A 25,439-nucleotide genomic window follows, 5' to 3' on the forward strand; every position below is an offset into this window, starting at 1 on the left:
ATGTTGCGCAACACGCAAAGCGTAATTTTATAATCGAATTTACAACAATAATAGCGTCCGGTACTCCGGCAACGTGCGGTCACAAGTTCCGCGCGGCGGGATTGGCCAGGCGTACGACAGCAGAGGTGAGCGAGACTTGCCAGTAAGCCACAGAGAGAGCATCGCGTATGAAGAAGAGTAAAATCGACCAGACTCTACCAGGGCATCGATTGATGCAGGGCGTTGGAGAGCCGGCTGCAATCGGTTCCTCCACCCTGAATCTGGCCAATCATTTCCTGATTGCGATGCCTGCGATGCAAGATCCCATTTTCGGCGGTACGGTTGTATACGTTTGCGAACACAATGAAAACGGCGTGCTGGGCGTCGTCATCAACAAGCCCACCGACATGACCATGGAAGTGCTGTTCGAACGCATCGACCTGAAACTGGCGGCCGGCAGCGACGCGCCCATCATCCACGAGCCGATCATGTTTGGCGGCCCGGTACAGGATGACCGTGGCTTCGTGCTGCATACGCCGGGGGCGCGCTACTCTTCGTCGCTGACGGTGACGGACGAAATCGCGTTTACCACCTCGATCGACGTGCTCGAAGCCGTCGCCAAGGGCGAAGGCCCCGAGCGCATGCTGGTCTCGATCGGCTACTCGGGCTGGAGCCCGGGCCAGCTGGAAGACGAGATTGGCCGCAACGGCTGGCTGACGGTAGGCGCCTCGGCCGACGTCCTGTTCGATTTTCCCATCGAACAGCGCTATGTGGCGGCCATCAAACTGCTGGGCATCGACCCCTTGATGCTGGCGAGCGAGGCCGGACACGCATGAGCGGCGACGCCATCGACACCGTCCTCGCCTTCGATTTCGGCCTGAAACGCATTGGCGTGGCCATCGGCAATACCATGATTTGCCAGGCCAAGCCGCTCAGCGTGATCACGGCCACGGCGAACGAGCCGAAGTTTGCCGCCATCGATAGCCTGATCAAGGAATGGGGCGCCAGCCGCATCGTGGTGGGCCTGCCCAGCCACCCGGATGGCACGGAACACGAGATGAGCGCGCGCTGCCGGCGTTTTGCCAACCAGGTGCATGGCCGCTTCAACCTGCCGGTGGAACTGGTTGACGAGCGCTATTCCTCGGCCGTGATCCAGGCCAGGCGCGGTGAAGTCATCGACGACCGCGCTGCCGCCGTCATCCTGCAGCAGTATTTCGACGCGAATTATTAATCTGACCTTTGACTCACTCCTGAATGATTAAGAACTCTATGCCGTATCCTACGAATCCTTCCCAACTGGACGCCGAGGCCCTGTATGCGGTCTTGCTGCAACAGGTGCAGAGCGGCCTGGCGGGCATCCCTAACGTGGCCATCGTGGGCATCCATTCGGGCGGTGCCTGGCTGGCCGAACGCCTGGCGCGCGACCTGAACCTGCCGGGCCGCCTCGGTGTGCTCGACGTCTCGTTCTACCGCGACGACTTCGCCCAGAAAGGCCTGCATGCGGACGTCAAGCCGACGCAGATCGCCTTCGACGTGGCCGGTGCCACCATCTTGCTGGTCGACGACGTGCTGTACACGGGCCGCACTACGCGCGCGGCCATCAACGAATTGTTCGACTATGGCCGTCCGGCGAAGATCATGCTGGCGGCCCTGGTCGACCGCGGCGAGCGCCAGCTGCCGGTGGCTGCCGATTTCGTGGCCGCCTTCACTGCCGTGCCGCCGGGCCAGGCCCTGGTCCTGAAGCAAGCCGACGATGGAAAATTCACGCTCACCATAGATACCCACCATGCTTAACCCGCAACTGAATAAACACGGCGAACTGCAGCATCTGCTGACGATCGAAGGCTTGCCAAAGTCTATCGTCAACCACATCCTCGACACCGCTTCCTCGTTCGTCGGCATCTCCGACCGCGACGTCAAGAAGGTGCCGCTGATGCGCGGCAAAAGCGTTTTCAACCTGTTTTTTGAAAACTCCACGCGCACCCGCACCACCTTCGAGATCGCATCAAAAAGATTGTCGGCCGACGTCATCAACCTCAATATCCAGGCTTCGTCGGCCAGCAAGGGAGAGTCCCTGCTCGACACCATCGACAATCTGTCGGCCATGCATGCCGACATGTTCGTCGTGCGTCACGCGCAGTCGGGCGCGCCCTACTTGATCGCCAAGCACCTGATCGACACGAAGCAGCCGCACGTCCACGTGGTCAACGCCGGTGACGGACGCCACGCGCATCCGACCCAGGGCCTGCTAGACATGTACACGATCCGCCACTACAAGAAGGATTTCACCAATCTGACCGTGGCCATCGTGGGCGACATACTGCATAGCCGCGTGGCCCGTTCCGATATCCACGCCCTGACCACCCTGGGCGTGCCGGAAGTACGCGCCATTGGCCCGCACACCCTGCTGCCGAGCGGCCTGGAGCAAATGGGCGTGCGCACCTTCACCAACATGGATGAAGGTTTGAAAGGCGTCGACGTCATCATCATGCTGCGCCTGCAGAACGAGCGCATGAGCGGCGCGCTGCTGCCGTCGGCGCAGGAGTACTTCAAGAGCTATGGCCTCACACCCGAGCGCCTGGCGCTGGCGAAACCGGACGCCATCGTCATGCATCCGGGCCCGATGAACCGTGGCGTGGAAATCGATTCGGCCGTGGCCGACGGTCCGCAGGCGGTGATCCTGCCGCAGGTGACATTCGGTATTGCCGTACGCATGGCGGTGATGAGTATTTTGGCTGGTAATCAGGGCTGATAGCCCAAGGACGAGTAAGCAAGCATGACGACACTACATATCAAGAACGGCCACCTGATCGACCCTGCCAATGGCATCGATGGCTTGCAAGACCTGTTCATCGGCGACGGCAAGGTGCTGGCCGTGGGCAGCGCGCCCGCCGGTTTCAAGGCCGACACCACATTTGACGCGGCCGGCCTGGTGGTTTCCCCTGGCCTGGTCGACCTGTCGGCACGCCTGCGCGAGCCGGGTTACGAATACAAGGCGACCCTGGAATCGGAATTGCAGGCGGCCCTGCAGGGCGGCGTCACGAGCCTGGTCTGCCCGCCCGATACCGACCCCGTGCTGGACGAGCCGGGCCTGGTGGAAATGCTGAAATACCGCGCCAAGACGCAGAACAAGGCGCATGTGCACCCGCTGGGTGCGTTGACCATGGGCTTGAAGGGCAAGGCGCTGACGGAAATGGCAGAACTGACGGAAGCGGGCTGCATCGGCTTCGCGCAGGCGGAAGAGCCGATCGAAGACACCACCGTGCTGCTGCGCGCCATGCAGTACGCGAATACCTTCGGCTACACCGTCTGGCTGCGTCCGCAGGACCCGCACATCGGCCGCGGCGGCATCGCCCATAGCGGCCCGCTGGCCTCGCGCCTGGGCTTGTCGGGCGTGCCCGTCATGTCCGAAACTATTGCGCTGCACACGATTTTCGAGTTAATGCGCGCCAGCCGCGCGCGCGTGCACCTGTGCCGCATTTCATCGGCGGCCGGCCTGGAACTGATCCGCGCGGCGAAGGCCGAAGGCTTGCCCGTCACCTGCGACGTGGGCGTACACCATGTACACCTGACTGACGCCGACATCGGTTTCTTTGATTCAAACGCCAGGGTGACGCCGCCGTTCCGCAGCCAGCGCGACCGCGATGCCATCCGCGCCGGCCTGTTTGACGGCACGGTGGACGCCATGTGCTCGGACCACACGCCCGTCGATGACGATGAAAAGTTGCTGCCGTTTGGCGAAGCCTCGCCCGGTGCCACGGGCTTGGAGCTGCTGCTGTCGCTGGCCCTGAAATGGGCCGACGACTATGCCTTGACGCAGCCGCAGGCGGGCGCGCGTCCGCTGGCGCGCGCCGTGGCCAAGGTCACGTCCGATGCGGCCAGGGTGGCGGGCATTCCGGCCGGCAGCCTGGCCGTGGGCGAAGCGGCCGACATCTGCGTCTTCGATCCAAACGCCCGCTGGACGGTGTCCTCGGCGTCGCTGGCCAGCCAGGGCAAGCACACGCCATTCCTCGGCTATGAGCTGGGCGGCATCGTCAAGGCAACCATCGTGGCCGGACAGGTGGCGTTTCAGCGCTAATGCGTTATGACTGCCGGGGATTGTTCCCTTTGTCCCCGGTATTTAATTTGGTGTGATTTGAAACTTTTGCTTACCTACCGCCTTGCGCGCATCGCCATTCACCTGAGCTGCGGCATGGCCAAGAGCGCAGTGCTGTTCCCCTGGCTGGACCTGGAAGGGCGCAACTGGCGCATTCGCCGCTGGTCCACGCAGCTGCTCGATATCTGCGGCGTGCACGTGGAGCAGCCAGCCGCCAGCCAGCCAGCCATCGCGCATGCGATGGTGGTGGCGAATCACGTCTCGTGGCTCGATATCTTCGTCATCAACGCCATCCATCCCTGCCGTTTCGTCGCCAAGGCGGAGATTCGCGCCTGGCCTATCCTGGGCTGGCTGGCGGGACGTGCCGGTACTATCTTCATTTCGCGCGGCAGCAAGCGCGATCTGCGCCTGATCTTCCAGGGGCTGGTCGACAAGCTGCGCGCAGGCGAGCGCGTGGCGTTTTTCCCGGAAGGCACCACTGCAGCGCAAGGGCAGATACTGCCGTTTCACGCGAACCTGTTCGAGGCGGCCATCGACGCGCAAGTGCCGGTGCAGCCGTTCGCGCTCGTGTATGTGGATGAAAAAGGAGCGCTGTACCACGCCGTCGACTTCATCGGCGAGATGAGCTTCGCGCAAAGCATGGTGGCGATCCTGAGCGGCCCGCCGATTACCGCGCGCTTGAGCTGCCTGGCGCCCGTGGCGACGAGTGGCGCGCACCGCCGGGAACTGGCGGCGGCAACGCAAGCTGCAGTGGCCGCTGCGCTGCCGCTGGAAAAGGCTGCTTAGTTCTTCACATGCAGCCAGCGCGCGTGGGCGGCGCGGGCCAGGTAGTCCAGGATGAAGCCCAATATGCCGATCAGCACGATGGCGGCCATCAGTTCCGAGTACGCCAGGCGATCGCGCGTATCGAGGATGAAGTAGCCCAGGCCGGCCGAGACACCCAGCATTTCCGCCGGCACCAGCACGATCCAGATGATGCCAATGGCCAAGCGCACGCCCGTCAGGATGTCGGCCGTAATGCCCGGCAAAATCACCTTGAAGACGATCTCGCTGCGTGTGGCTGACAGGCTGCGTGCGAGCAGCAGCCAGTTCGGATCGAGCCGCGCCACGCCGGCCGCCGTATTGAGTAAAATCGGCCAGACGGCCGCAAACGCCAACAGGAAATACACGGGCGCGTCTCCCACGCCCAGCACCATCACGGCAATCGGCATCCACGACAGCGGCGAAATCATGCGCAGCAGCTGGAACAGCGGCATGGCGGCGCCGGAAAAGCTTTTCGACATGGCTACCAGCACGCCCAATGGCACGCCGATGACGATCGCCAGCCCCAGGCCCACGGCTACCCTTTGCAGGCTCAGCACCACGTGCAGCCAGATGTCAAGGCCGCCCAGCATTTCCCTGAACGCCAGCGCCGTCGGCAGCGGCGCAAAGGCATTGGCGATCGGCGTGGATTTCTCCAGCGCCGTCACGCCCAACGACCATAACAGCAAGGCACAGGCCAGCCCGACCAAGGGCAGGCCGAACTTCGTGAACAGCTTGTTTGTCATCGTCAGACCGCCACGGTTTCGCTGCGCAGCAGGTTGGCGGGCAAGCCGAAGGCGGCTGGACCGCCGACGGCCGTGATAGCCTTGCGCACGAAGCGGTCATCGACCAGGTCGCGCGCGGCGAATTTCGGATCGAGGTTGGCCAGGAAGCGCGTATCGCCTTCGACCTTGGTGCGGCCGATGGCGCGCACCATTTCTTCCGTGTACGAGGCAAACGGATACGGCTGGAAGTCGATGCGGCGCTGCTGCCAGTTCTTGTGCACGATCAGCCCCTGCTTTTCGTAGCTGGCGTAATCGGTGGTGGCCAGTACCTTGGTCAGCACTTGCAGCGGATGCGGCGTGTAGCGGTGTTCGCCCACGTTCGACAGCAGCTTGGCCGTGTCGACCTGGTTCGAGCGCGTCCACAGCTGCGCCTTGACGATGGCGTTGGTGACCTTCTGCGCCCATTCGGGACGCGTGTTGATGTCGCGCTCGGAAAGGAAGGTGACGCAGCAGGCGTGGTTTTTCCACACGTCGCCCGAAAAGCGCAGGATCTTGCCGATGCCAGCGTTTTCCGCCGCCGCATTGAATGGCTCGGCCACGATGTAGCCGGCGATGGACTTGCTGGCCAGGGCGGAGAGCATTTCGGCCGGCGCCAGCACGATCAGGTTGACTTCATTCGGCTTGATGGCTGCGTTGCGCGCACGCGTAACCGGCGTGAGGCCATTGGCGCTGAGGATTTGTTGCAGCAGGATGTTGTGGATCGAGTACCAGAACGGGATGGCAACCGTGCGTCCGCCCAGGTCGGAGACCTTGTTGATCTCGTTGGCCACCGTCAGCGCGGAACCGTTGACGTGGTTCCAGGCCACGACTTTTGCCGGGAACTTGGCGCCGTAGCGCACCCACAGGGTGGCCGGCGAGAGCAAATGGATGACGTTGACCTGGCCGGCCACGAACGCTTCGATGATCTGCGCCCAGCTGCGGAACAAACGTGGCGTTTCGGCTTGCAAGCCTTCGGCTTCGAACAGTTTGCGGGCATGGGCGACGAGCAGCGGCGTGGCATCGGTAATCGGCAGGTAGCCGATTTTCACGGGCTGGTCGTCGCCTTTCGGGCCTTGTTGGGCCATGGCGTCGCCGGCGAACAATAGCGGCGAGGCGACGCTGGCCGTGGCCAGGGCCGACATGCGCAGGAAGTCGCGCCGCGTCAGGCCGCAATCGCAATCGGACGAGGCGCAGATATGCAGGGGTTTGTTCTGGTCTTGGAAGGACATGGGAGTGCTCCGGTCAATTAAAGGGGGGCGAAAGAGGGCTGCTGATCCTGTCTTTGCAGCGTCTGCAGGGCGTCGAGGATGTCCATCTTCAGGGCGATGACGTCGGCGCTGTGGCCGATCCTGGGCTGGGCGATGGCGACTGGCCACTCGCGTACGATGTTGCCTGGCTTGCCGCCCATGAGCAAGATGCGGTCGGCCACCAGAATCGCTTCGTCGATATCGTGCGTGACCAGCAGCACGGCCGTGTGCCAGCGGTGCACCACGTCCACCAGCAGCGATTGCATCTCGGCGCGCGTGATGGCGTCGAGCGCGGAAAACGGCTCGTCGGCAAACAGCAGTTCCGGCTCGCGCGCCAGCGCGCGTGCCAGCGCCACGCGCTGCGCCATGCCGCCCGACAGCGCGGATGGATACAGCTTTTCGCGGCCCGTCAGCCCTACCGCTTCGATGGCTTGCGCCACGCGCGCCTGGTGCGCTGCGCGCGTCAGCTGAGGCTGGTGCCTGAAATCCAGGCCGAAGCCGGCGTTGCCCGTGACGTTCAGCCAGGGCAAGAGGCTCGCTTGCTGGAAGACGAGCGCGCTGCGCGGGTCAGGTTCGCGCATGGGTGTGCCGAGAAATTGAATATCGCCCGTGGAGGGCGGTTGCAAGCCGGCCAGCACGCGCAGCAGGCTCGATTTGCCGCAGCCGCTGCCGCCCAGCAGGCAGACGATTTCGCGCTTGCGCACGCCCAGCGAGACGTGTTGGAAAACGGGCGCGCTGCCCGGATAGGCATAGGCGAGGTCCTGCGCCTGCAGGGCCCAGTCCTCGCGCTCTGCTGCTGCCGTCATGCCTGCGCTCCCACCGCTGTCGCCGCCTGCTGGCTGTCGAATAGCTGCAAGGCCGCCTGCAATTGCGTCAGGCTGGGCGTGACGATAGGGATGAACGACGATTCGCGCCAGCGGCGGGCAAAGCCCTGCTGCTCGGCGTTCAGGTAGGCGCGCCCGCCCATGGCCTGCAGTTCCAGCATCAGCGCCTGCTGCAGTATCTCGGCCAGCTGTATGCGCAGGCGGAACATGGCCGGTGCCTGCGTCTTGAAGCGGCCGTCATGCACGCCGGCCAGCAAGGTGTCGACGGCCGTTGCCAGGGTGGCTTGCAGCGCTTCGATGCGTGGCGTGAGCGCGTTGCGCGAGCCGGCGGAAATCTGCGCCGCCTGCGCCAGGCTGGCGCGCGCCAGGCCAATCGACAAGCCGCACTGCATGCCGAGAAAGGCTGGACGTACCTGTGGCAGCCAGGCCGGCGCGTCGTCGCTGATGATGTCCGCGGCGGGGATATGCACCTGCGCCAGCTTGACGGATGCCGTATTGCTGCCGCGCAGGGCGATCAGGTCGAGGTCATCGCTGCGCTGCACGCCTGCCGCGCAGCTGTCGAAAGCCACGATGACGGGTGGTGCGCCGTCATTTGGCGCCACGGCGGCCGCCGCGACAAAGCCCGCCTTGCGCAAGTTCGTCACCCAGGCCAGGCCACCGTCAACCAGCAAACCATCGGCATGGCGCGCGCCCGTGATTTGCAGCTGCTCGATGCCGGACAAGAATTTCATGGCATTCGACAGGCCGCTGGCGCCCGCCTGCGTGCCCGCCAGCAGGCCTGGCAAGCGGCGCTCGGCCAGTGCGCGGTTCTCGCTTTGCAGCAGGAATTCGATGAAGCAGCGCTGGCCCCAGAAGACAAAGGCCGCCGTCACCGATTGCTCGGCTACCCTGGCGATGGCGTGGATGGCGTCACGCACGTCGCCGCCCGCGCCACCGTGTTCCCGCGGCACGCCAAGGCGCAGCAGGTTGTCGCCAGCCAGGGCCGGCAAGACAGTTTCAGCCAGTTGCGGCGATTCATCGAGCTGGTCGGCATGCATGTGCAGCCAGTGACTAAGGTTAGGCATCATGTTCGCCATCTCAGACGGCGCCGGGTAGGTAGGGTGTCAATTGCGGGTTGACGGGGGTGCCGGCCAAGCTGTTGGAGAAATTGCACAGGGTGGCCAGGCTGATGCCCAGCACCACTTCCAGCGCCTGCTGTTCGTTGTAGCCGGCGGCCAGGAAGGTTTGATATGCATCGTCGCTGACGGCGCCGCGCGTGGCGATGACGGCCGTGGCGAAGGCGGCGACGGCGTCCAGTTTGTTGTCGCCCGTAGGTTCGCCATGTTGCAGGGCACGCACCGTTTCCGGCGTCTGGCCCGCTTTTTTCAGCGAGATGGCGCTATGGCCAGCGATGCAGAAATCGCAGCCGTGGATGCGCGCGGCCGTGATCTGCACCACCTCGCGTTCCATCAGGCTCAAGCTGGCGCGGGCATTGATGCTTGATACGGTCAGATAGGTTTCCAGAGCCAGCGGGGCGTTGGCCAGGACGCCGATCAGGTTGGGCAAAAAGCCATTGTTGGCGATGGCTTTTTCCACGAAGGGACGGCTGTCGGTCGGGGCGGTATCAAGAGTATGCAGCGTCAGACGGGACATGGGGTGCCTTGCTAAGTTGGTAAGTAATCCATGCATTATATCGGCCATGTCGTGCGCACAACAGACGTCAGCGTCGCCCTTTTGTGCTCGTTCGTCCTTGATTTTGCAAACCTTGATCTCAGCTGGCCAGTTGACGCAGGCGCTGGTCGCGGCGATAGGCACCCGGCTGTTCGCCCGTGACGCGCTTGAAGGCGCGCGTAAAGGCAGCGTGCGAGCGGTAGCCCACCAATTCAGCCGCGCGTTCGACGGAAACGCCATCGTGCAGGCGCCGCGCCGCGATCTTCATGCGCAGCAGGAGCAAAAACTGGGCTGGCGGGTGGCCGCTGGCGCTGGCAAAATGCTTGCAGAAGCTGGCGCGCGACATGCAGGCGGCCTTGGCCATGTTCTCGATCGACCAGTCGGCTGCGGGGGCGTCGAGCATGCGTTCGAGCAGCGGCGAAAATGCGGGCTGGTGCAGCAGCGACAGCAAGCCTGCCGCCACCTGCTCACCTTGCGCCACATGGCGGATCAGGTAAAAGAACAGCAGTTCGACCAGGCGCGAGGTCAAGGGCGAGGGCTGTTCCGGGTCGCCACCTGCTTCCGCCAGGATCAGGTCGAACAGTGCCGTGGCGGCGCTGAAGGCGGGGGCGTCGCCGCGTATCAGCAAATAGGACGGGAACGAGTCGACGATCAGCGCGGAGAGGGCGCCGCGAAACTGGAAGAAGCCGCAGGCGAGCGCTGTTGCCGGGCTCTCCGTGGACGCCTGCAGCGGCAGCATGGCTTGCGCGCTCACCGCTTGCAGCGGATCGCTGTAGGGACTGAGGAAATGCGGCAAGTCGCGCAGCAGGAAGACGCCATCGCGTGGGCCGAGCGCAATCGGCGCCGCGCCATCGAAATGCAGGTAGCAATGGCCATCGAGCACCAGATGAAAGCTGCCCAGTTCCCGTCCCGCCGTGGAGGCGCGCCAGCGGCCGCAGTACTGGCCCACATGCAGTACGGCAGTGTCGAGTTCCAGGCTGCCAAGCAGCCAGCGCGCCAGCCTGTCGGTATCAGCATTCATTGGAGAGTCTGGGAAAAAATAGCATCATACGGTGGCCGCCGCCATGCGCCAACGACGTATTTTGCCTAAGCATATGCGCAGGATGACGCTTACTTCTTGCCGCTGTGCTGCTGGAAGGCGGGACAACTGACCTGCAGCAGCGAGCGGTCTTCCAGGCATACGGCGGATAATTGGCCGCCCCAGACGCAACCGCTATCGAGACCGATCAAGTCGGGCCGCAACTGCAATCCCAGCGCCGACCAGTGGCCGAAGACGACGGTGTCGCCAGCGCTTTGCCGGCCCGGCACGTCGAACCAGGGAAGCAGGCCGGAACCTGGCGGGGCGCTACCGCTTTCCTTCATCTTGAAGTCCATCACGCCGTCTTGCGTGCAAAAGCGCAGCCGCGTCATGGCGTTGATGATGCAGCGCAACCGGTCGGCGCCCTGCAGGTCATCGCGCCAGGCGGCTGGCTCGTTGCCATACATCGTGCGCAAAAAATCCACCCAGCCATCACTGCACAGCATGGCCGAGACCTCGCCGCTCAGGGCCAGCGCCTGCTGCGCGCTCCATTGCGGCAGCAAGCCTGCATGCACGAGCAAGTGGTTTTTGTGCTGCAGGGCGAGGGGGCGGCGACGCAGCCAGGCGATCAATTGCTCGCGGTCGGGCGCTTCGAGGATCTCGGCCAGGGTATCGGATGCGTGCTGCGGACGGATGCCGTTGGCCACGGCCAGCAAATGCAAGTCGTGGTTGCCCAGGACGCTGTCGGCCAGCCCTTGTTGCGCCAGCGCGTAGACATGGCGCAGGGTGGCCAGCGAAGCGGGGCCGCGGTTGATCAGGTCGCCCGCAAACAGCAGCCGGCAGGGACCGTTTGCCGAAGCCTGGATCCGTTCGACCAGCTCGACGGTCTGTGCATGGCAGCCTTGCAGATCGCCGATAAAGTAGGTTTTCATATGTTATGAGGAGAAGGTGGAGCGACGTGCATGAACTATAAACATGCATGATGCCTGAGGTGGAGCCCATTGCTATAGTATGCGCCTGATTGCCTCAGCGGCTGGAGCGGATTGAAAATGCCGGGACGGATTACTGTCTGGCCATTTTTCGGTTTATTTCTTTGCTGCTGTTTTTAGCACCAGCTGTTTTATATTCATATGCATGTCCCTGTCGCTGAGAAAAGGGGATTGCCATGAATTTTTCGGCCATCGCAATAGACGTGGGTGGATCTTTAAAAATACCATTCCGGCCATGTTTATTAATTATCCATTATTCTTCTGCGCTATTCTTCATTTAATCTTCATATGGCACATGTAAATAATCACCTGAATATGCTGAGAAAGTTGATTAATTGTGCGCCCGACGCACATATGTTTTTATAATGTAGTATATTTCACTGGATTTTATTATTTAGATTAATGTAAAGGATGTAAGCGATGGATTTGTCAACGATGACGATGCTGGAATTGCGCAAACTGGAAGATAATGTCAAGCAGGAATTGAATGGCCGCGAACGTGAAGATTTGAACAAGGCGCGCGAACAGATCATGGCCATCGCGCAGCAAGCGGGCATCCCCCTGAAACAGCTGATTCTGGATGGCCTGCATCCGCGCACGGGCAAAGTCGCGGTACGTTATCGCAACCCGGACAACGCTGCGCAGCAGTGGACAGGCCGTGGCCGCCAGCCGCTGTGGGTCAAACAGTGGGTGGAATCGGGCAAGCCGATCGATCTGCTGCGCGTATAATTTGGTATACTCTTGGCGCAGTAACAAGCTTTTTGCTTGTGACGCTCCTTTTTGTCCTAACTCTTTATACCGACCAAACCATGCTTCCATTGTCAAAAACGATCTTCAAAGCCTACGATATTCGCGGCGTTATTTCTAAAACCCTCGATGCCAGCGTGGCACGCAAGATCGGACAGGCATTTGGCCAGGCAGCGCTGGCCAAGGGTGAACAGCGGGTCGTGATCGGCCGCGATGGACGCTTGTCGGGACCTGAATTGACGGCGGCGCTGGCGCAAGGCTTGCAGGCCGCAGGCGTCGATGTGGTCGACTTGGGCGTAGTGGCCACGCCGATGGTGTACTTCGGCACCAACGTGCTCGATACGCGCTCCGGCATCATGGTCACGGGTAGCCATAATCCGCCTGACTATAATGGTTTCAAGATGGTGCTGGCAGGTGAGGCGATTCACGGCGAGGCGATCCAGGCGCTGTACCACAGCATTGTCGCCCACGATGGCAGCGATAGCACGACGCCGGGCAGCTATGCCACGCACGATATCCGCGCCGCCTACCTGGCGCGCATCCTGGGCGATGTGAAGCTGGCGCGCCCGATCAAGATCGCCGTCGATTGCGGCAATGGCGTCGCTGGCGCATTTGCGGGCGACCTGTTCCGCGGCATGGGCTGCGAAGTCATCGAACTGTTCTGCGAAGTCGATGGCAATTTCCCGAACCACCATCCCGATCCCGCGCATCCGGAAAACCTGCAAGACCTGATCCGCTGCCTGGCCGCGACGGATGCCGAAATCGGCATCGCCTTCGACGGGGATGGCGACCGCCTGGGTGTGGTCACCAAGGATGGCCAGATTATCTACCCTGACCGCCAGATGATGCTGTTTGCCGCCGATGTGCTGACCCGCCATCCTGGCGCGCAAATCCTGTACGACGTGAAATGCACGCGCCACCTGGCGCCGTGGATCAGCCAGCATGGCGGCGTGCCGCTGATGTATAAAACGGGCCACTCGCTGGTCAAGGCCAAATTGCGCGAGACGGGTGCGCCGCTGGGCGGCGAAATGAGCGGCCATATCTTCTTCAAGGACCGCTGGTACGGTTTCGACGACGGCCTGTATTCGGCCGCGCGCCTGCTCGAAATCCTCACGCGCGAAGCCGATCCGTCGGCCCTGCTCAACTCCCTGCCGCAGTCCGACAGCACGCCGGAACTGCATCTGGAGCTGAAGGAAGGCGAAAATGTCGCGCTGATGGACATGCTGCGCCGCGACGCCGTTTTCCCTGGCAATGAACAAATCATCACCATCGATGGCCTGCGCGTGGAGTATGCGGACGGCTTTGGCCTGGCCCGCTCGTCGAACACCACGCCGGTGATCGTCATGCGCTTCGAGGCGGAAACGCCGGCAGCCCTGGCGCGTATCCAGGGCCAGTTCAAGAGCGTGATCCTGGCTGCCAAGCCAGATGCTATATTGCCGTTCTAATAGCATGACCGGTCAACCTGGTGCACAGGCGCCCTTGAAAATCCTGCTGGTGCGGGTGTCTTCGCTGGGCGACGTGCTGCATAACCTGCCGATGGTGGCTGATATCGCCCGCCATTATCCAAACGCCACCATCGACTGGGTGGTCGAGGAAGGCTATACCAGCCTGGTGCGCCTGAACCCGCGTGTTGGCACCATTTTCCCGTTCGCGCTGCGGCGCTGGCGCAAGAGCCTGGGCAAGAAAGAGACGCGCGCGGAAATCGCCGCCTTTTTCCGCAGCTTGCGCCAGACGCGCTACGATTATGTGTTCGATACCCAGGGCTTGCTCAAGACGGGCATCATCATGGGTGCGGCGCGTCTGGCGCCGCGCGGGCAGAAGGTTGGCCTGGCGAACGGCAGCGAAGGCTCCGGTTACGAAGGCATTTCGCGTCTGTTTCATAGCAAAAGCATTCCCCTCGACCCGCGCACGCATGCGGTAGCGCGTGGCCGCCTGGTGGCCGCTGCCGCATTGGGCTACACGGTCGATACGCCGGCCGATTTCGGCTTGCCTGAAGTGTCGGGCCGCGAAGCGCGGCCGGACTGGATGGGTGCGGCGCCATATTGCGTCTATTTCCATGGCACGGCGCGTGACGCCAAGAAGTGGGCGCCTGAAAACTGGATCGCGCTGGGCCAGGCACTGGCGCCTATGCCCATCCTGCTGCCCTGGGGTTCGCCCAGGGAGAAGGCGGAGGCTGAGGTGCTGGCGGCTAGCCTGCCGCATGCGCGCGTGCTGCCGAAACTGTCGATGAGCGACGCCACCGTGCTGGCGCGCCATGCGGCGCTGGTGATCGGCGTCGATACGGGCCTGACGCATATCGCTGCCGCTTTCCTGCGTCCGACGGTGGAAATCTATGCCGATTCGCCGCTGTGGAAGACGGAAGGCAACTGGTCGCCGAAAATCATCAACCTGGGCGACAAAGGTGCGCCGCCCGGCGTGCCGGAAGTATTGGCTGCGGCACAGCGCCTGCTGGCCGAATATCCTCCCGCCTGACTTCAACCTTAAACAATCATGCGACTTCTTTATACCCTTGCCTGGTGGCTGGCCTTGCCCCTGGTGCTGGCGCGGCTATGGCTGCGCGGACGCCAGGAGCCCGGCTATCGCCAGCACTGGGGCGAACGCCTGGGCTTGTATGGCCGCCAGGCCAAGCCTGTTCCTCCCACGATCTGGCTGCACGCCGTCTCCGTCGGCGAGACGCGCGCGGCGGAACCGCTGATCGATGCGCTGCTGGCCGAATGGCCCGAGTACCGCATCGTCCTCACGCACATGACGCCTACGGGGCGCGCGACCGGTAAAGCCCTGTTCGCCAAACACGGTGCGCGCCTGGTGCAAAGCTATCTGCCGTACGACACGGGCGCCATGCCCGCCAGTTTCATCCGCCATTTCGCGCCGCGCATCTGCATCCTGATGGAGACCGAAGTGTGGCCGAACCTGATCCACCAGTGCAATCGCCACGGCGTGCCCGTGGTATTGGCCAATGCGCGCCTGTCGCAACGCTCGCTGGGCAAGGCGCAGCGCCTGGGCACGCTGATCGCCGATGCCGCGCGCGGCATCACCCTGGTGGCGGCGCAGACGCCGGACGACGCGCAGCGCGTGCGCCAATTGGGTGTGCCGGACGTAGTCGTCACGGGCAGCATCAAGTTCGACGTCGTCGTGCCCGATGCGGGCCTGGCGACGGGCGCCTGGCTGCGCGGCATCATCGATGCACCGGCGGGCAAGCGCCCCGTGCTGCTGTGTGCCAGCACGCGCGAAGGGGAGGAGCAACTGATTCTCGACGCCTTGCTGCGCGCCCGCTTGCCCGATGCTGCGCTGCTATTGCTCGTGCCGCGCCATCCGCAGCGCTTCGATGAAGTAGAGCAGATGGTACTGGCGCACGGCCTGGCCGTGCAGCGCAGGTCCAGCCTGACGCGCGATGCTGCTGTTGCGGCGGGCACGCAAGTGCTGCTGGGCGATTCGATGGGCGAGATGTTTGCCTATTACGCGGCCTGCGATTGCGCTTTCGTGGGCGGCAGCCTGTTGCCGCTGGGCGGACAAAACCTGATCGAGCCGGCGGCGCTGGGCAAACCCGTGCTGATCGGCCCGCATACCTTCAACTTTGCGCTGGTGACGCAGCAGGCGATCGCCGCCGGCGGCGCGGCGCTGGTGGCGGATGCCGATGCGCTGATGGCGCAGGCATCGGCATTGCTGCAAGACCCGGCGCGCCTGGCGTCGATGGGAGAAAAAGCACTGGCGTTTGCCAGCCAGCACCGTGGCGCCACGCCGCGCACGATCGCGGCCATTCAACCTTTGCTGCCAGCTTAATTGAACAAGACAGGGAGTTCCTGCGAGCGCTTCCTCAGCGCCTGCTTGGCGCCATCGTAGTCGGGATAGATCGATTCCACGGTGGCCCAGAAACGGGGGCTGTGGTTCATTTCCAGCAGGTGCGACAGTTCATGCGCCACCACGTAGTCGATCAGCGGCAAGGCGAAGTGGATGAGCCGCCAGTTCAGGCGGATCTTGCGCTCGATGGTGCAGCTGCCCCAGCGCGTGCCGGCCGACGATAGCGACAGCGCATCGTAGCGCACGCCCAGTTTTTCCGCGTATAAGTCGAGCCTTGCCTCGAACAACTGGCGCGCCTCGTGCTGGAACCAGGTTTTTACTTTTTCCTTCAACTGCAGTTCGCTGCCCGCCGGCGTGACCCACACGTGCAATTCGTTGGTGTCGCGCTGGAAGCTGGCGCGGTGGCGTGGCGCCTGGTGCAGGCGCAGGGTGATCTCGCCACCGAGATACGGCAGCACGGCGCCATCGACCCATGCCACGGGCTGGCGCTGCTGGCGCTGCACCTTGCGCTCACCGCGTTCCAGCAGTTTCGAGACAATCCAGCCTTGCTTGGCGCGGATGGCGTTGTCGATCTCGGCCAGAGTGACGCGCTTGGGCGCGGTGACGCGCAAGCCGTTATCGTCGATCATGAAGCCGATCGAACGGCGCGTGGAGCGGCGCAGGGCGAATTCGACGAGGTGGCCGCCCAGCTGCAGCTGGCGCAGTGGCGGGCCATCGGCGCTGCGTGGCGGGGAAGGCAGGGGAGGGACGGATGGCTGATTGGGCGGTGGCGCAAGAGCGACCACCGGTGGTGGCGGCAACGCTTTCGCCACAGGCGGCGCTGGCGGTGCCGTGGGGCGCACCGCCGGGGGCGTGCTGGTCGAGACGTCGTGCGCGAACAAATCCAGTTGTTGATCGCCGACCTTGATGGTCTTCATCTGCTGGCGCAGAGTCGGCTCCTGGATGACCGCGCTGATGCCGTCTAGCCAGCGTTGTAGGCGTGAGGCGAAATGACGCGCATTTCTGATTCTATCCAATTTTCCACCTGTTGCATCATGCTGTCCGGGGTTTGCCCTTCCGGCGAAATCGGTTTGCCTATCGAGACCGTGATCAATCCCGGGCGTTTGAGAAATGACTGCTTGGGCCAGCACTCGCCTGAATTATGCGCGATGGGCACCACCACGGCGCCCGTGGCGATGGCCAGGCGCGTGCCGCCACTCTTGTACTGGCCTTTTTGTCCGACCGGAATGCGGGTACCTTCCGGGAACATGATAATCCATTGACCGTCGGCCAGGCGGCGCTTGCCATGCGCCACGACGCTTCTGAACGCGTGCTTGCCCTGCTTGCGGTCGATGGGGATCATGCGCAGCAGCGCCATGGCCCAGCCGAAGAACGGGATGTACAGGATCTCTTTCTTGAACACATACACCAGCGGACGGGGCAAGCTTGGCAGCAAGAAGATGGTTTCCCAGGCCGACTGGTGCTTTGACAGCACGATGGCCGGCGCATCGGGGAAATTCTCGGCGCCCTTGACTTCATAGCGGATGCCGCAAATGACCTTGGCACACCACAGGATGAACACATTCCAGCGCGAGGTGACCCAATAGCGCTTGTTGTAGCTCAATGGCGCGGCAAAAAAGCACACGCAGGCCCAGACGATGGTGGCCACGATCATGATGATCATGAATAGCAGGGATCGCAGGAACAGGGAAATATTACGCAATGCGGTTCTCCGAAAATTAGATACTGAATGCCACGCTGAGCGCTGGCGCAGTTGGCGCCTTGAGCAGGTGGCTGACTACGGCGGCCAGGTCAGGGAAGACCTGGGTGCCGGGTGGCAGGCCACCCGTTTCCTTGGTTTTTTCGCCCTTGCCGGTCAAGACCAGGTAGGGCACGCAGCCGCTGATGAAGCCGGCCTGCAGGTCGCGCAGCGAATCGCCGACGGTGGGCACGCCTTTCAGGCTGGTGTTGTAGCGCTGCGAAATTTCATGGAACATGCCCGGCTTGGGCTTGCGGCAGTCGCAATTGTCCGCGCCCGCGTGCGGGCAAAAGAAGATGGCGTCGATATCGGCGCCCACTTGCTGCGCCAAGGTGTGCATCTTCTGGTGGATCGCGTTCAACACCGTCATGTCGAAGTATTCGCGCGCGATACCCGACTGGTTCGAGGCGATTACCACGCGATAGCCAGCCTGGTTCAGGCGGGCGATCGCTTCGAGCGAACCGGGTATCGGCAGCCATTCGGCCGGCGACTTGATGAAATCCGGCGAGTCATGATTAATGACGCCGTCGCGGTCGAGAATAATCAATTTCAGCGCCGGAATGCCCATTATGCCGCCAGCTTGGAAATGTCGGCCACGCGGTTCATCATGCCGTGCAAGGAGGATAGCAATGCCAGGCGGTTGTTGCGCAGGGCGACATCCTCGGCCATCACCATGACGTCGTTGAAGAAGCCGTCGACATCGTCGCGCAGCTGCGCCAGGGTTTGCAGGGTGCCCGCGAAATCGCCTTTGGCGAACGCCGCATCGACTTCCGGCTGCACGCGCGAGACGGCGGCGGCGAGTTTTTTCTCCGCCTCGTCCTGCAGCAGCGCCACGTTGACGCCACCGGCGGCGACCTGGCTCACGGCTTCCTCGTTCTTTTTCAGGATGTTCGTGATGCGCTTGTTGGCAGCGGCCAGTGAGGCGCTTTCCGGCAGGGCGGCAAACGCCTGCACCGCTTCCAGGCGCTGCACGATGTCGTCCAGGCGGTCCGGGTTTTGCGCCACGACCGCTTCGATTTCATTGGGCGAGAAGCCGCGTTCGCGCAGGATGCCGCGCAAGCGGTCGAGCATGAAGACGGTAACGTCTGCCACCGGGTCCTTGAAGCCGGGAATGGTGGAAAATTGCGCGGCGGCGTCCAACAGCAAGCCCTGGATCGACAGGGGCAAGCGTTTTTCCAGCAGCATGCGCAGCACGCCCAGGGCGTGGCGGCGCAGCGCGAATGGGTCCTTGTCGCCCGTTGGCGCGAGGCCGATGGACCAGATGCCGACCAGTGTTTCGAGTTTGTCGGCCAGGGCCACGGCGGTGCCGGTGGCGGTAGTCGGCAGGCTGTCGCCGGCAAAGCGCGGCTGGTAGTGCTCGGAGGCGGCCAGTGCCACTTCCTCGGCTTCGCCGTCATGGCGCGCGTAATACGTGCCCATGATGCCTTGCAGCTCGGGGAACTCGCCCACCATGTCGGTCAGCAGGTCGGCCTTGGCGAGGCGCGCGCCGCGTTCGGCCAGGGCCACGTCGTAATGCAATTTGGCGGCGATGGCGCCGGCTAATGCCGTTACTCTTTCCGTGCGGGCCGCTTGCGTGCCCAGCTTGTTGTGATACACCACGTTGGCCAGCAGCGGCAAGCGCGACTCCAGGGTTTTCTTCTTGTCTTGCTCGAAGAAGAACTTGGCGTCGGACAGGCGCGGGCGCACCACGCGCTCGTTGCCGCCGATGATGTGCTCCGGCGTGCTCGTTTCGATGTTCGAGACGATCAGGAAGCGCGAGCGCAGCTTGCCGTCGCTGTCGGTCAGCGCAAAGTACTTCTGGTTCGTCTGCATGGTGAGGATCAGGCATTCCTGCGGCACGGCCAGGAATTCTTCCTCGAAGTGGCATTCATACACCACCGGCCATTCGACCAGGCCCGTCACTTCGTCGAGCAGCGCTTCGGGCATCAAGACCTGATCAAAGCCAGCTTTTTCCAGCAACTGGCTGCGGATACGTTCCTTGCGCTCTTCGATGCTGGCGATCACGCTGGCGTTCAGAATCAGGGAAGCGGCATAGTTTTCCGCGTGCTTGATGGTGATCGGCGCGCCATCGGTCAGGAAGCGGTGGCCGAGGGTATCGCGGCCAGCCGTCAAGCCCAGCAGGGTCAAGGGCAGCACGTTGATGCCGTGCAGGGCGATCAGGCTGTGGGCCGGGCGCACGAATTGCACGGTAGTGCCGTCCGGGCGCTGGTAGCTCATCAGCTTTGGAATCGGCAGCTTTGCGCTCGACTCCGTCAACGCGGCTTGCGCGCCCGTTTCAAGCTTGCTGCCTGGCGCCGTGTAGGTGTAGAAGAAGCTTTCAGCCTTGCCGTCAGCGGCGCGTTCGAGGTCGGCGACCGTCAGCTCGGGGAAACCCAGCGCGGCCAGTTTCTTGGCCAGTGGCGGCGTGCCGTTGCCGTTCGCGTCCAGCGCCACGGAGACGGGCAGCACTTTTTCGCGGATGGATTTGTCGGGCGAGACTTCACGCACATTAGTGATGGAGACGGCCAGGCGGCGCGGCGAGGCGTAGCTGGTGGCGACGCTGTCGGCTTCCAGGAAGTCGCGCGATTTCAAGCCGTTGACAATTCCGGCGGCAAAGGCGGCACCCAGCTTGGCCAGCGCCTTCGGCGGCAATTCTTCGGTCAGCAGTTCGATGAGCAGTGTTTGGTTCATAGTGTTTCTTGTCTGGTACGGCGGTGTAGTGGCTCGAATTAGGCGGCGGGTTTTTCTGCGCCAGGCAGCATCGGGAAACCGAGGCGCTCGCGCGAGTCGTAATACGCTTGCGCCACCAGGCGCGACAGGGTGCGCACGCGGCCGATATAGGCGGCGCGTTCCGTCACCGAAATGGCGCCGCGCGCGTCCAGCATGTTGAAGCTGTGCGAGGCCTTCATGATTTTCTCGTAAGCGGGCAGGGTCAGTTGCAGCTCAATCAGGCGCTTCGCTTCCGCTTCGTAGTTGCCGAACTGCTCGAACAGCAGGTCCGTATTGGCGTGCTCGAAGTTGTAGGTCGATTGCTCCACTTCGTTTTGGTGGAACACGTCGCCATACGTCAGCTTCTTCGTGGTGCCGTTTTCTTCCCACTCGGTCCAGACCAGGTCATACACGTTTTCCACGCCCTGCAGGTACATGGCCAGGCGTTCGATGCCGTAGGTGATCTCGCCCAGTACGGGCTTGCAATCGAGGCCGCCCACTTGCTGGAAGTAGGTGAACTGCGTCACTTCCATGCCGTTCAGCCAGACTTCCCAGCCCAGGCCCCAGGCGCCCAGGGTCGGGCTTTCCCAGTCGTCTTCGACGAAGCGCACGTCATTCTGCTGCAAGTCCAGTCCCAGCGCGGCCAGCGAACCCAGATACAGGTCGAGGATATTTTCCGGCGCCGGCTTCAGGACCACCTGGTACTGGTAGTAGTGCTGCATGCGGTTCGGGTTTTCGCCATAGCGGCCATCCTTCGGGCGGCGCGATGGCTGCACATACGCGGCGCGCCAGGGTTCCGGGCCGATCGCGCGCAGGAAGGTCCCGGTGTGGAACGTGCCGGCGCCGACTTCCATGTCGTAGGGCTGGAGCAGGGCGCAACCTTGCTTGTCCCAATAGGTTTGCAAGGTCAGGATAATTTGTTGAAATGTGAGCATCGTATGAGTTCGCCGCGCGGACAGGCTGCGCTTTGTTAAGGTTTGCTTGAAGCCCGGGCGCATGCTTTGCTAGTAAAGCGCGCCCGGGCCGGAGTTTTGCTAATTTTAGCGGTTTTTACGGACCCACTGTGACTCTTCGGACAATATCGCCCGCTTATTCCTGCACGGCGGCGCCACGGCGGGCGGCGCGCGACAGCAGGAAGGCGGTCAACAGGGCCAGTGCGGCCAGGGCCAGCACCAGTTTATTGCCGTACAGAATGTATGGCGTCATGCCGCCCATGCCTTGCACCTTGGCCGCCAAGGTGGCTTGCTGTTCCGGCGGCAGCAGGCTTTGCACCACGCCCTTGCCATCGATGACGGCGGTGGCGCCCGTATTCGTCGAACGCAGCATCGGGCGGCCCGTTTCCAGGCTGCGCATCTGCGATATCTGCAGATGCTGGGGGATGGCGATCGAGTCGCCAAACCAGGCCAGGTTCGAGATATTGAGCAACACCGACGCCGACTGCCTGCCATTGCGGTGGGCGCTGGCCAGCTGGCCAGCGATTTCTTCGCCAAACAAGTCTTCGTAGCAGATATTGGGCAGCACCAGCTGGTCGCGCACGGGCAACGGCGCCTGCACCTCGGCGCCACGGCCCATGTCGCCCAGCGGAATGGCCATCATGGCGACAAACCAGTGCAGGCCGGGCGGCACGAATTCGCCAAACGGTACCAGATGGTGCTTGCGGTACTGGTAGTACGGGCCAGCCATGTTGTTGGGCGAAATCCCCAGTGCCGCATTGTAGAAGCGCTGCTGCTCGTCGAGCACCGGCATGCCGAGCAAAATCGTGCTGCCCGTCTGCTGCGCGTAAGTGGCCAGGCTATCGAGATAACCGGGCGGCAGCTGGTGCGGCAGCACGGTGACGGCTGTTTCCGGCGTGGCGATCAGGTCGGCCGGCGCGTTGGTGATGGCCGTTTGGTACATCTGCAGCGCGCCGAGCACGAAGCCGGGGTCGAATTTCTGCTGCTGTGGCACATTACCCTGCAACAGGCGCACCGTGATGGCGCGTCCGACAGGATGGGTCCAGTTCACCTGTTGCAGGCCCAGGCCGGCCGCGTACAGCGCGATTACGCCGCCCAGTGCGACCCAGCGCGTGCGGTGCGTGAGCAGCAGCAGGGCGCCGGCGGACAGGGCCGCCAGCCAGCCCAGGCCATACGCGCCTAGAATCGGTGCGTAGCCGGCCAGCGGGCTGGTATTGTGGGCGTAGCCCGTGGCCAGCCACGGAAAACCCGTAAACAGCCAGCCGCGCGTCCATTCGAACAGGGTCCACGTGGCAGGCAGCACCAGCAGGGTCATGGTGGGCAGCGACAATACCCAGCGGCGGCGCAGCCAGGCGGCCGCGCCCATGGCCAGCGCCACGTAAATGGCCATCAACAGGGCCAGCAGGGCCACGGCGATGGCCGCCAGCGGCGCGGCCATGTCGCCATAGCGGTGCATGGAGATATATAGCCAGTGCGTGCCGGCCGCGCACCAGCCGAAGCCATAGGCCCAGCCGATCAGCGCGCCGCCCTTGACGCTTGACGCGCGCAGCACCTGGTAAAACAGCACGCCCAGGCTGAGGATTTGCAGTGGCCAGTAGCCGAATGGCGCGAACGCCAGCACCGCGACGGCGCCGGCGATGGCGGCAGTCAGCATGCGCGCCCACGTGCTGCGGGGCGGTTTGGCGGGGGCGTTGGGGTCCAAGCGTCTGAAACGCATTTACAGCACGCGCATGTCAGAGTTCCAGTTCTGGCACGTTGGGCAGGCGTTCGACGAGCAGCACGTGCACCTGGCGCGCGTCGGCGCGCAGCACCTCGAAGCGCAAATTGCCCAGGTCGAAGATATCGCCCTTGTGCGCCATGCGGCCCAGGTACTTCGAGACCAGGCCGCCGATGGTGTCGACATCGTCGTCCACCAGGTGGCTGCCCACTTCTTCGTTGAACTGGTCGATCTCGGTCAGCGCCTTGACGCGCCAGCGGGGGCCGAACTGGCCTTCCTTGAGCGAGAGGATGTTGTCCTCGGCTTCGTCGAAGTCGTATTCGTCCTCGATATCGCCGACGATCTGTTCCAGCACGTCTTCGATGGTGATCAGGCCGGCGACGCCGCTGTATTCATCGACGACGATGGCCATGTGATTGTGGTTGGCGCGGAAATCGCGCAGCAGCACATTCAGGCGTTTCGATTCGGGGATGAAGATGGCGGGGCGCAGCATGTCGCGGACGTCGAAAGTCTCTTCAGCGTAATAACGCAGCAAGTCTTTCGCCAGCAGGATGCCGATAACCTTGTCGCGCTCGCCTTCGATCGCGGGAAAGCGCGAGTGGGCAGTGGACAGGACTTCGGGCATCCATTCCTGGATCGGCTTGCTGATGTCGATGACATCCATTTGCGAACGGGGAATCATGATGTCGCGCGCACAGAGATCCGATACCTGAAACACGCCTTCGATCATCGACAGGGCGTCGGCGTCGATCAGCTTGCGTTCATGCGCATCGTGTAGAACATCGAGCAATTCTGCACGGTTCTCTGGCTCGGGGGAAATGAGTGCGGTCAGGCGTTCAAACAGTGACCGGTGGGGCTTGACGTCAGTTCTGACGCCACTAGGGTGCTCGGGCATAGGAGGCGTGAGCCGTTGTTGCGAAGGGTTATAGGATACACCAAAAGTGGGGCAACACCGGATTTCCCCGCTTTTGATGTAAATTTAACACGCTTACTGCGCCGTTGCACGACGTTTCAGGCATCCGGCCCCAGCACGCGCTGGCGCAAGGCCGCCACGTCAAGCTGCCAATCGGCAAAGTGTTCGCTGTCCTGCCACAACTGGCGCAGTTCCGACGATTCTGCCGTGATGCGCTCGAAGGCCAGGCGCGCCTTCTCCAGCAGCGGCGGCGTGACTTTCTTCTTGCAGGCAGCCACCCATTCATCGACTTCGGCGGTGGCCGGATCGTCCTCGCCGGGTTTCCCTTGCAGACGGGCGATCACCTCCAGCGCCGCCAGCGCCTCGGCGGCAAATGGCGCTTCCAGTTCCGCCTCCGCGCTGTCGATGACGTTGTCGAGCGTGGTCTCGACCAGTTCCAGCGTTGTATATTCGTGCAAGTCCTGCGCCCAATCCATGGCGTAGTCGTTGCCGAAGGCGTCGATGGCCCATGTTCCCATGATGTGTCCTTGTTGCGTGCGTGATCGATGGCGCTATTGTGGCATGCCCGGGGCGGCGGCGAGCACCTGTTCGCGCAGCCAGCGCAAGCCGGAGTCTTGCTCGCTGCGGGGATGCCAGGCCAGCGACAGGTCCAGCGGGGGCACTGCCAGCGGCAAGTCGAAGGTATCGAGCTGGCCCTCGAAGCGGTCGAGGAAGCGCGAAGGCAGGGTGCAAACGAGGTCGGTGGCGGCCAGCATGGGCGGCACCAGGTTGTACTGCGCCACGGCGACGGGTACGCTGCGCGTGCGGCCGTGCTGCGCCAGCTGATCGTCCATGAAGGCGTGGAAGCTGCCATTGGTGGAGACGACGATGTGGCGCAGCGCGCAATACGCGTCCAGGTCCAGCGGCCTTGTACCGCGCGGATGGCCCTTGCGCTGGGCCATGCGGTGCTGCACCAGCAGCACGGGCGCGCTATGCAAGTTGGCGGGGATGAAGCGGCTGCCGCCCACCAGCAAGTCGATCTCGCCCCGCTCCATCTGCCCCGCCAGATGTTCGGTTTCGGGCGTGCGGAAGGCCAGCTTCAGCTGCGGCCCGCCGCTGGCCGCCACTTGCTGCACAACGCCGAGCATCAGCATCAGCACCGCGTTGTCGTTGCCTGCAATGTGGAAGGTGCGCTCGGCCGTGCGCGGGTCGAACGGCGGCGGGTCGCGCCGCACGGCTTGCCCCAGCATGGCCAGCGCAGCGCGCAAGGGCGATTGCAATTCGAGTGCGCGCGGCGTGGCCAGCATGCCGCGGCCAGCGTCGGCCGGCACCAGCAGGGCGTCATCGAACAGCGCGCGCAAGCGGGCCAGCTGGGCCGACATGGCGGGCTGGCTCAGGTGCAGGCGCGCTGCCGCGCGCGTCACATGTTTCTCTTCTAATAAAATATCCAGCGAGACCAGCAAGGGTAGGTCGACACCACGTATATCCAGCATTTGGATGGCTCCAATTAAAATAATCGATTTCACTTATGCATGATA

26 protein-coding genes are annotated in these 25,439 nt (G+C 63.1%); 10 read left to right on the forward strand and 16 right to left on the reverse strand.

Going from position 1 to position 25,439, the window contains the following annotated elements:
- Positions 1–212 precede the first annotated feature (212 nt).
- From ACQ4W6_RS07110 to ACQ4W6_RS07135, 6 genes are read left to right on the forward strand one after another with little or no spacing between them, the layout of a single operon-like run.
- Positions 213–815 carry a YqgE/AlgH family protein gene (locus ACQ4W6_RS07110; RefSeq protein ID WP_436566591.1) on the forward strand — a complete coding sequence of 201 codons (603 nt, stop codon included), beginning with the start codon at positions 213–215 and terminating at the stop codon, positions 813–815.
- Complete coding sequence (gene ruvX / locus ACQ4W6_RS07115) at positions 812–1,210, forward strand: Holliday junction resolvase RuvX (protein ID WP_436566473.1); 399 nt, start codon at positions 812–814, stop codon at positions 1,208–1,210. Before ACQ4W6_RS07110 ends, ruvX begins: the two co-directional genes overlap by 4 nt.
- A 38-nt stretch (positions 1,211–1,248) precedes the next feature.
- Positions 1,249–1,773, forward strand: coding sequence for a bifunctional pyr operon transcriptional regulator/uracil phosphoribosyltransferase PyrR (pyrR, locus tag ACQ4W6_RS07120; protein ID WP_436566474.1), 525 nt, complete (start codon positions 1,249–1,251; stop codon positions 1,771–1,773).
- Positions 1,766–2,731 carry an aspartate carbamoyltransferase catalytic subunit gene (locus ACQ4W6_RS07125; RefSeq protein WP_436566475.1) on the forward strand — a complete coding sequence of 322 codons (966 nt, stop codon included), beginning with the start codon at positions 1,766–1,768 and terminating at the stop codon, positions 2,729–2,731. Before pyrR ends, ACQ4W6_RS07125 begins: the two co-directional genes overlap by 8 nt.
- 24 nt (positions 2,732–2,755) lie before the next feature.
- Positions 2,756–4,057: a dihydroorotase gene (locus ACQ4W6_RS07130; protein WP_436566476.1), complete on the forward strand. Its 1,302-nt coding sequence runs from the start codon at positions 2,756–2,758 to the stop codon at positions 4,055–4,057.
- A gap of 57 nt (positions 4,058–4,114) precedes the next feature.
- Positions 4,115–4,861, forward strand: a complete 747-nt coding sequence (locus ACQ4W6_RS07135; RefSeq protein WP_436566477.1) for a lysophospholipid acyltransferase family protein — start codon at positions 4,115–4,117, stop codon at positions 4,859–4,861.
- Here ACQ4W6_RS07135 and ACQ4W6_RS07140 read toward each other — a convergent pair.
- The 7 genes from ACQ4W6_RS07140 to ACQ4W6_RS07170 form a co-directional block, all read right to left on the reverse strand.
- Positions 4,858–5,622 (reverse strand): ABC transporter permease, encoded by a 765-nt coding sequence (locus ACQ4W6_RS07140; protein ID WP_436566478.1) that lies wholly within the window; start codon positions 5,620–5,622, stop codon positions 4,858–4,860. The two genes, ACQ4W6_RS07135 and ACQ4W6_RS07140, sit on opposite strands and share 4 nt — an antisense overlap.
- A gap of 2 nt (positions 5,623–5,624) precedes the next feature.
- The gene (locus ACQ4W6_RS07145) at positions 5,625–6,869 is read right to left on the reverse strand and encodes an ABC transporter substrate-binding protein (RefSeq protein WP_436566479.1); all 1,245 of its coding nucleotides are present in this window, start codon (positions 6,867–6,869) and stop codon (positions 5,625–5,627) included.
- A 17-nt stretch (positions 6,870–6,886) separates the two neighbouring features.
- On the reverse strand, positions 6,887–7,693 hold the full coding sequence (locus tag ACQ4W6_RS07150; RefSeq protein ID WP_436566480.1) for an ABC transporter ATP-binding protein: 807 nt from the start codon (positions 7,691–7,693) through the stop codon (positions 6,887–6,889).
- Positions 7,690–8,775: an acyl-CoA dehydrogenase family protein gene (locus ACQ4W6_RS07155; protein WP_436566592.1), complete on the reverse strand. Its 1,086-nt coding sequence runs from the start codon at positions 8,773–8,775 to the stop codon at positions 7,690–7,692. Before ACQ4W6_RS07155 ends, ACQ4W6_RS07150 begins: the two co-directional genes overlap by 4 nt.
- 13 nt (positions 8,776–8,788) lie before the next feature.
- Positions 8,789–9,343 (reverse strand): carboxymuconolactone decarboxylase family protein, encoded by a 555-nt coding sequence (locus ACQ4W6_RS07160; RefSeq protein ID WP_436566481.1) that lies wholly within the window; start codon positions 9,341–9,343, stop codon positions 8,789–8,791.
- Between the two features lie 118 nt (positions 9,344–9,461).
- Positions 9,462–10,382 (reverse strand): AraC family transcriptional regulator, encoded by a 921-nt coding sequence (locus ACQ4W6_RS07165; protein ID WP_436566482.1) that lies wholly within the window; start codon positions 10,380–10,382, stop codon positions 9,462–9,464.
- Positions 10,383–10,471: 89 nt separating this feature from the next.
- Entirely contained in the window at positions 10,472–11,311 is an 840-nt protein-coding gene (locus ACQ4W6_RS07170; RefSeq protein ID WP_436566483.1) for a symmetrical bis(5'-nucleosyl)-tetraphosphatase, read from the reverse strand.
- Positions 11,312–11,788: 477 nt separating this feature from the next.
- On the opposite strand from ACQ4W6_RS07170, the gene ACQ4W6_RS07175 reads away from it, so the two are divergent.
- The 4 genes from ACQ4W6_RS07175 to waaA all read left to right on the forward strand — a co-directional run bounded on the left by ACQ4W6_RS07175 (position 11,789) and on the right by waaA (position 15,895).
- Complete coding sequence (locus ACQ4W6_RS07175) at positions 11,789–12,097, forward strand: H-NS histone family protein (protein WP_436566484.1); 309 nt, start codon at positions 11,789–11,791, stop codon at positions 12,095–12,097.
- An 80-nt stretch (positions 12,098–12,177) separates the two neighbouring features.
- Positions 12,178–13,560 carry a phosphomannomutase/phosphoglucomutase gene (locus ACQ4W6_RS07180; protein WP_436566485.1) on the forward strand — a complete coding sequence of 461 codons (1,383 nt, stop codon included), beginning with the start codon at positions 12,178–12,180 and terminating at the stop codon, positions 13,558–13,560.
- A 4-nt stretch (positions 13,561–13,564) separates the two neighbouring features.
- Positions 13,565–14,587 (forward strand): lipopolysaccharide heptosyltransferase I, encoded by a 1,023-nt coding sequence (waaC, locus tag ACQ4W6_RS07185; RefSeq protein WP_436566486.1) that lies wholly within the window; start codon positions 13,565–13,567, stop codon positions 14,585–14,587.
- A gap of 18 nt (positions 14,588–14,605) precedes the next feature.
- The gene (waaA, locus tag ACQ4W6_RS07190) at positions 14,606–15,895 is read left to right on the forward strand and encodes a lipid IV(A) 3-deoxy-D-manno-octulosonic acid transferase (RefSeq protein ID WP_436566487.1); all 1,290 of its coding nucleotides are present in this window, start codon (positions 14,606–14,608) and stop codon (positions 15,893–15,895) included.
- Here waaA and ACQ4W6_RS07195 read toward each other — a convergent pair.
- The 9 genes from ACQ4W6_RS07195 to ACQ4W6_RS07235 form a co-directional block, all read right to left on the reverse strand.
- Positions 15,892–16,830 (reverse strand): M48 family metallopeptidase, encoded by a 939-nt coding sequence (locus ACQ4W6_RS07195; RefSeq protein ID WP_436566593.1) that lies wholly within the window; start codon positions 16,828–16,830, stop codon positions 15,892–15,894. The two genes, waaA and ACQ4W6_RS07195, sit on opposite strands and share 4 nt — an antisense overlap.
- Positions 16,831–16,874: 44 nt before the next feature.
- Positions 16,875–17,615, reverse strand: coding sequence for a lysophospholipid acyltransferase family protein (locus tag ACQ4W6_RS07200; protein WP_436566488.1), 741 nt, complete (start codon positions 17,613–17,615; stop codon positions 16,875–16,877).
- Positions 17,616–17,631: 16 nt separating this feature from the next.
- Complete coding sequence (gene gmhB / locus ACQ4W6_RS07205) at positions 17,632–18,219, reverse strand: D-glycero-beta-D-manno-heptose 1,7-bisphosphate 7-phosphatase (RefSeq protein WP_436566489.1); 588 nt, start codon at positions 18,217–18,219, stop codon at positions 17,632–17,634.
- The gene (gene glyS / locus ACQ4W6_RS07210) at positions 18,219–20,321 is read right to left on the reverse strand and encodes a glycine--tRNA ligase subunit beta (RefSeq protein ID WP_436566490.1); all 2,103 of its coding nucleotides are present in this window, start codon (positions 20,319–20,321) and stop codon (positions 18,219–18,221) included. The genes gmhB and glyS overlap by 1 nt, the downstream gene beginning before the upstream one ends.
- 38 nt (positions 20,322–20,359) lie before the next feature.
- Positions 20,360–21,274: a glycine--tRNA ligase subunit alpha gene (gene glyQ, locus ACQ4W6_RS07215; protein WP_436566491.1), complete on the reverse strand. Its 915-nt coding sequence runs from the start codon at positions 21,272–21,274 to the stop codon at positions 20,360–20,362.
- Between the two features lie 154 nt (positions 21,275–21,428).
- Positions 21,429–22,946, reverse strand: coding sequence for an apolipoprotein N-acyltransferase (gene lnt / locus ACQ4W6_RS07220; protein ID WP_436566492.1), 1,518 nt, complete (start codon positions 22,944–22,946; stop codon positions 21,429–21,431).
- A gap of 79 nt (positions 22,947–23,025) precedes the next feature.
- Positions 23,026–23,904, reverse strand: a complete 879-nt coding sequence (locus tag ACQ4W6_RS07225) for a CorC family transporter (protein ID WP_436566493.1) — start codon at positions 23,902–23,904, stop codon at positions 23,026–23,028.
- A gap of 116 nt (positions 23,905–24,020) precedes the next feature.
- On the reverse strand, positions 24,021–24,440 hold the full coding sequence (locus ACQ4W6_RS07230; protein ID WP_436566494.1) for a DUF4259 domain-containing protein: 420 nt from the start codon (positions 24,438–24,440) through the stop codon (positions 24,021–24,023).
- Positions 24,441–24,473: 33 nt separating this feature from the next.
- Positions 24,474–25,394, reverse strand: a complete 921-nt coding sequence (locus ACQ4W6_RS07235; RefSeq protein ID WP_436566495.1) for a LysR family transcriptional regulator — start codon at positions 25,392–25,394, stop codon at positions 24,474–24,476.
- Between the last annotated feature and the right edge of the window lie 45 nt (positions 25,395–25,439).

Source organism: Janthinobacterium woesei, assembly GCF_051380875.1.
Lineage (GTDB): Bacteria > Pseudomonadota > Gammaproteobacteria > Burkholderiales > Burkholderiaceae_D > Janthinobacterium.

What these genes read in the sequence shown, in the direction of transcription:
- ACQ4W6_RS07110 (WP_436566591.1), top strand. Translation starts at nt 213, where the DNA reads ATGCAGGGCGTTGGAGAGCCGGCTGCAATCGGTTCCTCCACCCTGAAT.
- ruvX (WP_436566473.1), top strand. Translation starts at nt 812, where the DNA reads ATGAGCGGCGACGCCATCGACACCGTCCTCGCCTTCGATTTCGGCCTG.
- pyrR (WP_436566474.1), top strand. Translation starts at nt 1,249, where the DNA reads ATGCCGTATCCTACGAATCCTTCCCAACTGGACGCCGAGGCCCTGTAT.
- ACQ4W6_RS07125 (WP_436566475.1), top strand. Translation starts at nt 1,766, where the DNA reads ATGCTTAACCCGCAACTGAATAAACACGGCGAACTGCAGCATCTGCTG.
- ACQ4W6_RS07130 (WP_436566476.1), top strand. Translation starts at nt 2,756, where the DNA reads ATGACGACACTACATATCAAGAACGGCCACCTGATCGACCCTGCCAAT.
- ACQ4W6_RS07140 (WP_436566478.1), bottom strand. Translation starts at nt 5,622, where the DNA reads ATGACAAACAAGCTGTTCACGAAGTTCGGCCTGCCCTTGGTCGGGCTG.
- ACQ4W6_RS07145 (WP_436566479.1), bottom strand. Translation starts at nt 6,869, where the DNA reads ATGTCCTTCCAAGACCAGAACAAACCCCTGCATATCTGCGCCTCGTCC.
- ACQ4W6_RS07150 (WP_436566480.1), bottom strand. Translation starts at nt 7,693, where the DNA reads ATGACGGCAGCAGCAGAGCGCGAGGACTGGGCCCTGCAGGCGCAGGAC.
- ACQ4W6_RS07155 (WP_436566592.1), bottom strand. Translation starts at nt 8,775, where the DNA reads ATGCCTAACCTTAGTCACTGGCTGCACATGCATGCCGACCAGCTCGAT.
- ACQ4W6_RS07160 (WP_436566481.1), bottom strand. Translation starts at nt 9,343, where the DNA reads ATGTCCCGTCTGACGCTGCATACTCTTGATACCGCCCCGACCGACAGC.
- ACQ4W6_RS07165 (WP_436566482.1), bottom strand. Translation starts at nt 10,382, where the DNA reads ATGAATGCTGATACCGACAGGCTGGCGCGCTGGCTGCTTGGCAGCCTG.
- ACQ4W6_RS07170 (WP_436566483.1), bottom strand. Translation starts at nt 11,311, where the DNA reads ATGAAAACCTACTTTATCGGCGATCTGCAAGGCTGCCATGCACAGACC.
- ACQ4W6_RS07175 (WP_436566484.1), top strand. Translation starts at nt 11,789, where the DNA reads ATGGATTTGTCAACGATGACGATGCTGGAATTGCGCAAACTGGAAGAT.
- ACQ4W6_RS07180 (WP_436566485.1), top strand. Translation starts at nt 12,178, where the DNA reads ATGCTTCCATTGTCAAAAACGATCTTCAAAGCCTACGATATTCGCGGC.
- waaC (WP_436566486.1), top strand. Translation starts at nt 13,565, where the DNA reads ATGACCGGTCAACCTGGTGCACAGGCGCCCTTGAAAATCCTGCTGGTG.
- waaA (WP_436566487.1), top strand. Translation starts at nt 14,606, where the DNA reads ATGCGACTTCTTTATACCCTTGCCTGGTGGCTGGCCTTGCCCCTGGTG.
- ACQ4W6_RS07195 (WP_436566593.1), bottom strand. Translation starts at nt 16,830, where the DNA reads ATGAAGACCATCAAGGTCGGCGATCAACAACTGGATTTGTTCGCGCAC.
- gmhB (WP_436566489.1), bottom strand. Translation starts at nt 18,219, where the DNA reads ATGGGCATTCCGGCGCTGAAATTGATTATTCTCGACCGCGACGGCGTC.
- glyS (WP_436566490.1), bottom strand. Translation starts at nt 20,321, where the DNA reads ATGAACCAAACACTGCTCATCGAACTGCTGACCGAAGAATTGCCGCCG.
- glyQ (WP_436566491.1), bottom strand. Translation starts at nt 21,274, where the DNA reads ATGCTCACATTTCAACAAATTATCCTGACCTTGCAAACCTATTGGGAC.
- lnt (WP_436566492.1), bottom strand. Translation starts at nt 22,946, where the DNA reads ATGCTGACTGCCGCCATCGCCGGCGCCGTCGCGGTGCTGGCGTTCGCG.
- ACQ4W6_RS07225 (WP_436566493.1), bottom strand. Translation starts at nt 23,904, where the DNA reads ATGCCCGAGCACCCTAGTGGCGTCAGAACTGACGTCAAGCCCCACCGG.
- ACQ4W6_RS07230 (WP_436566494.1), bottom strand. Translation starts at nt 24,440, where the DNA reads ATGGGAACATGGGCCATCGACGCCTTCGGCAACGACTACGCCATGGAT.
- ACQ4W6_RS07235 (WP_436566495.1), bottom strand. Translation starts at nt 25,394, where the DNA reads ATGCTGGATATACGTGGTGTCGACCTACCCTTGCTGGTCTCGCTGGAT.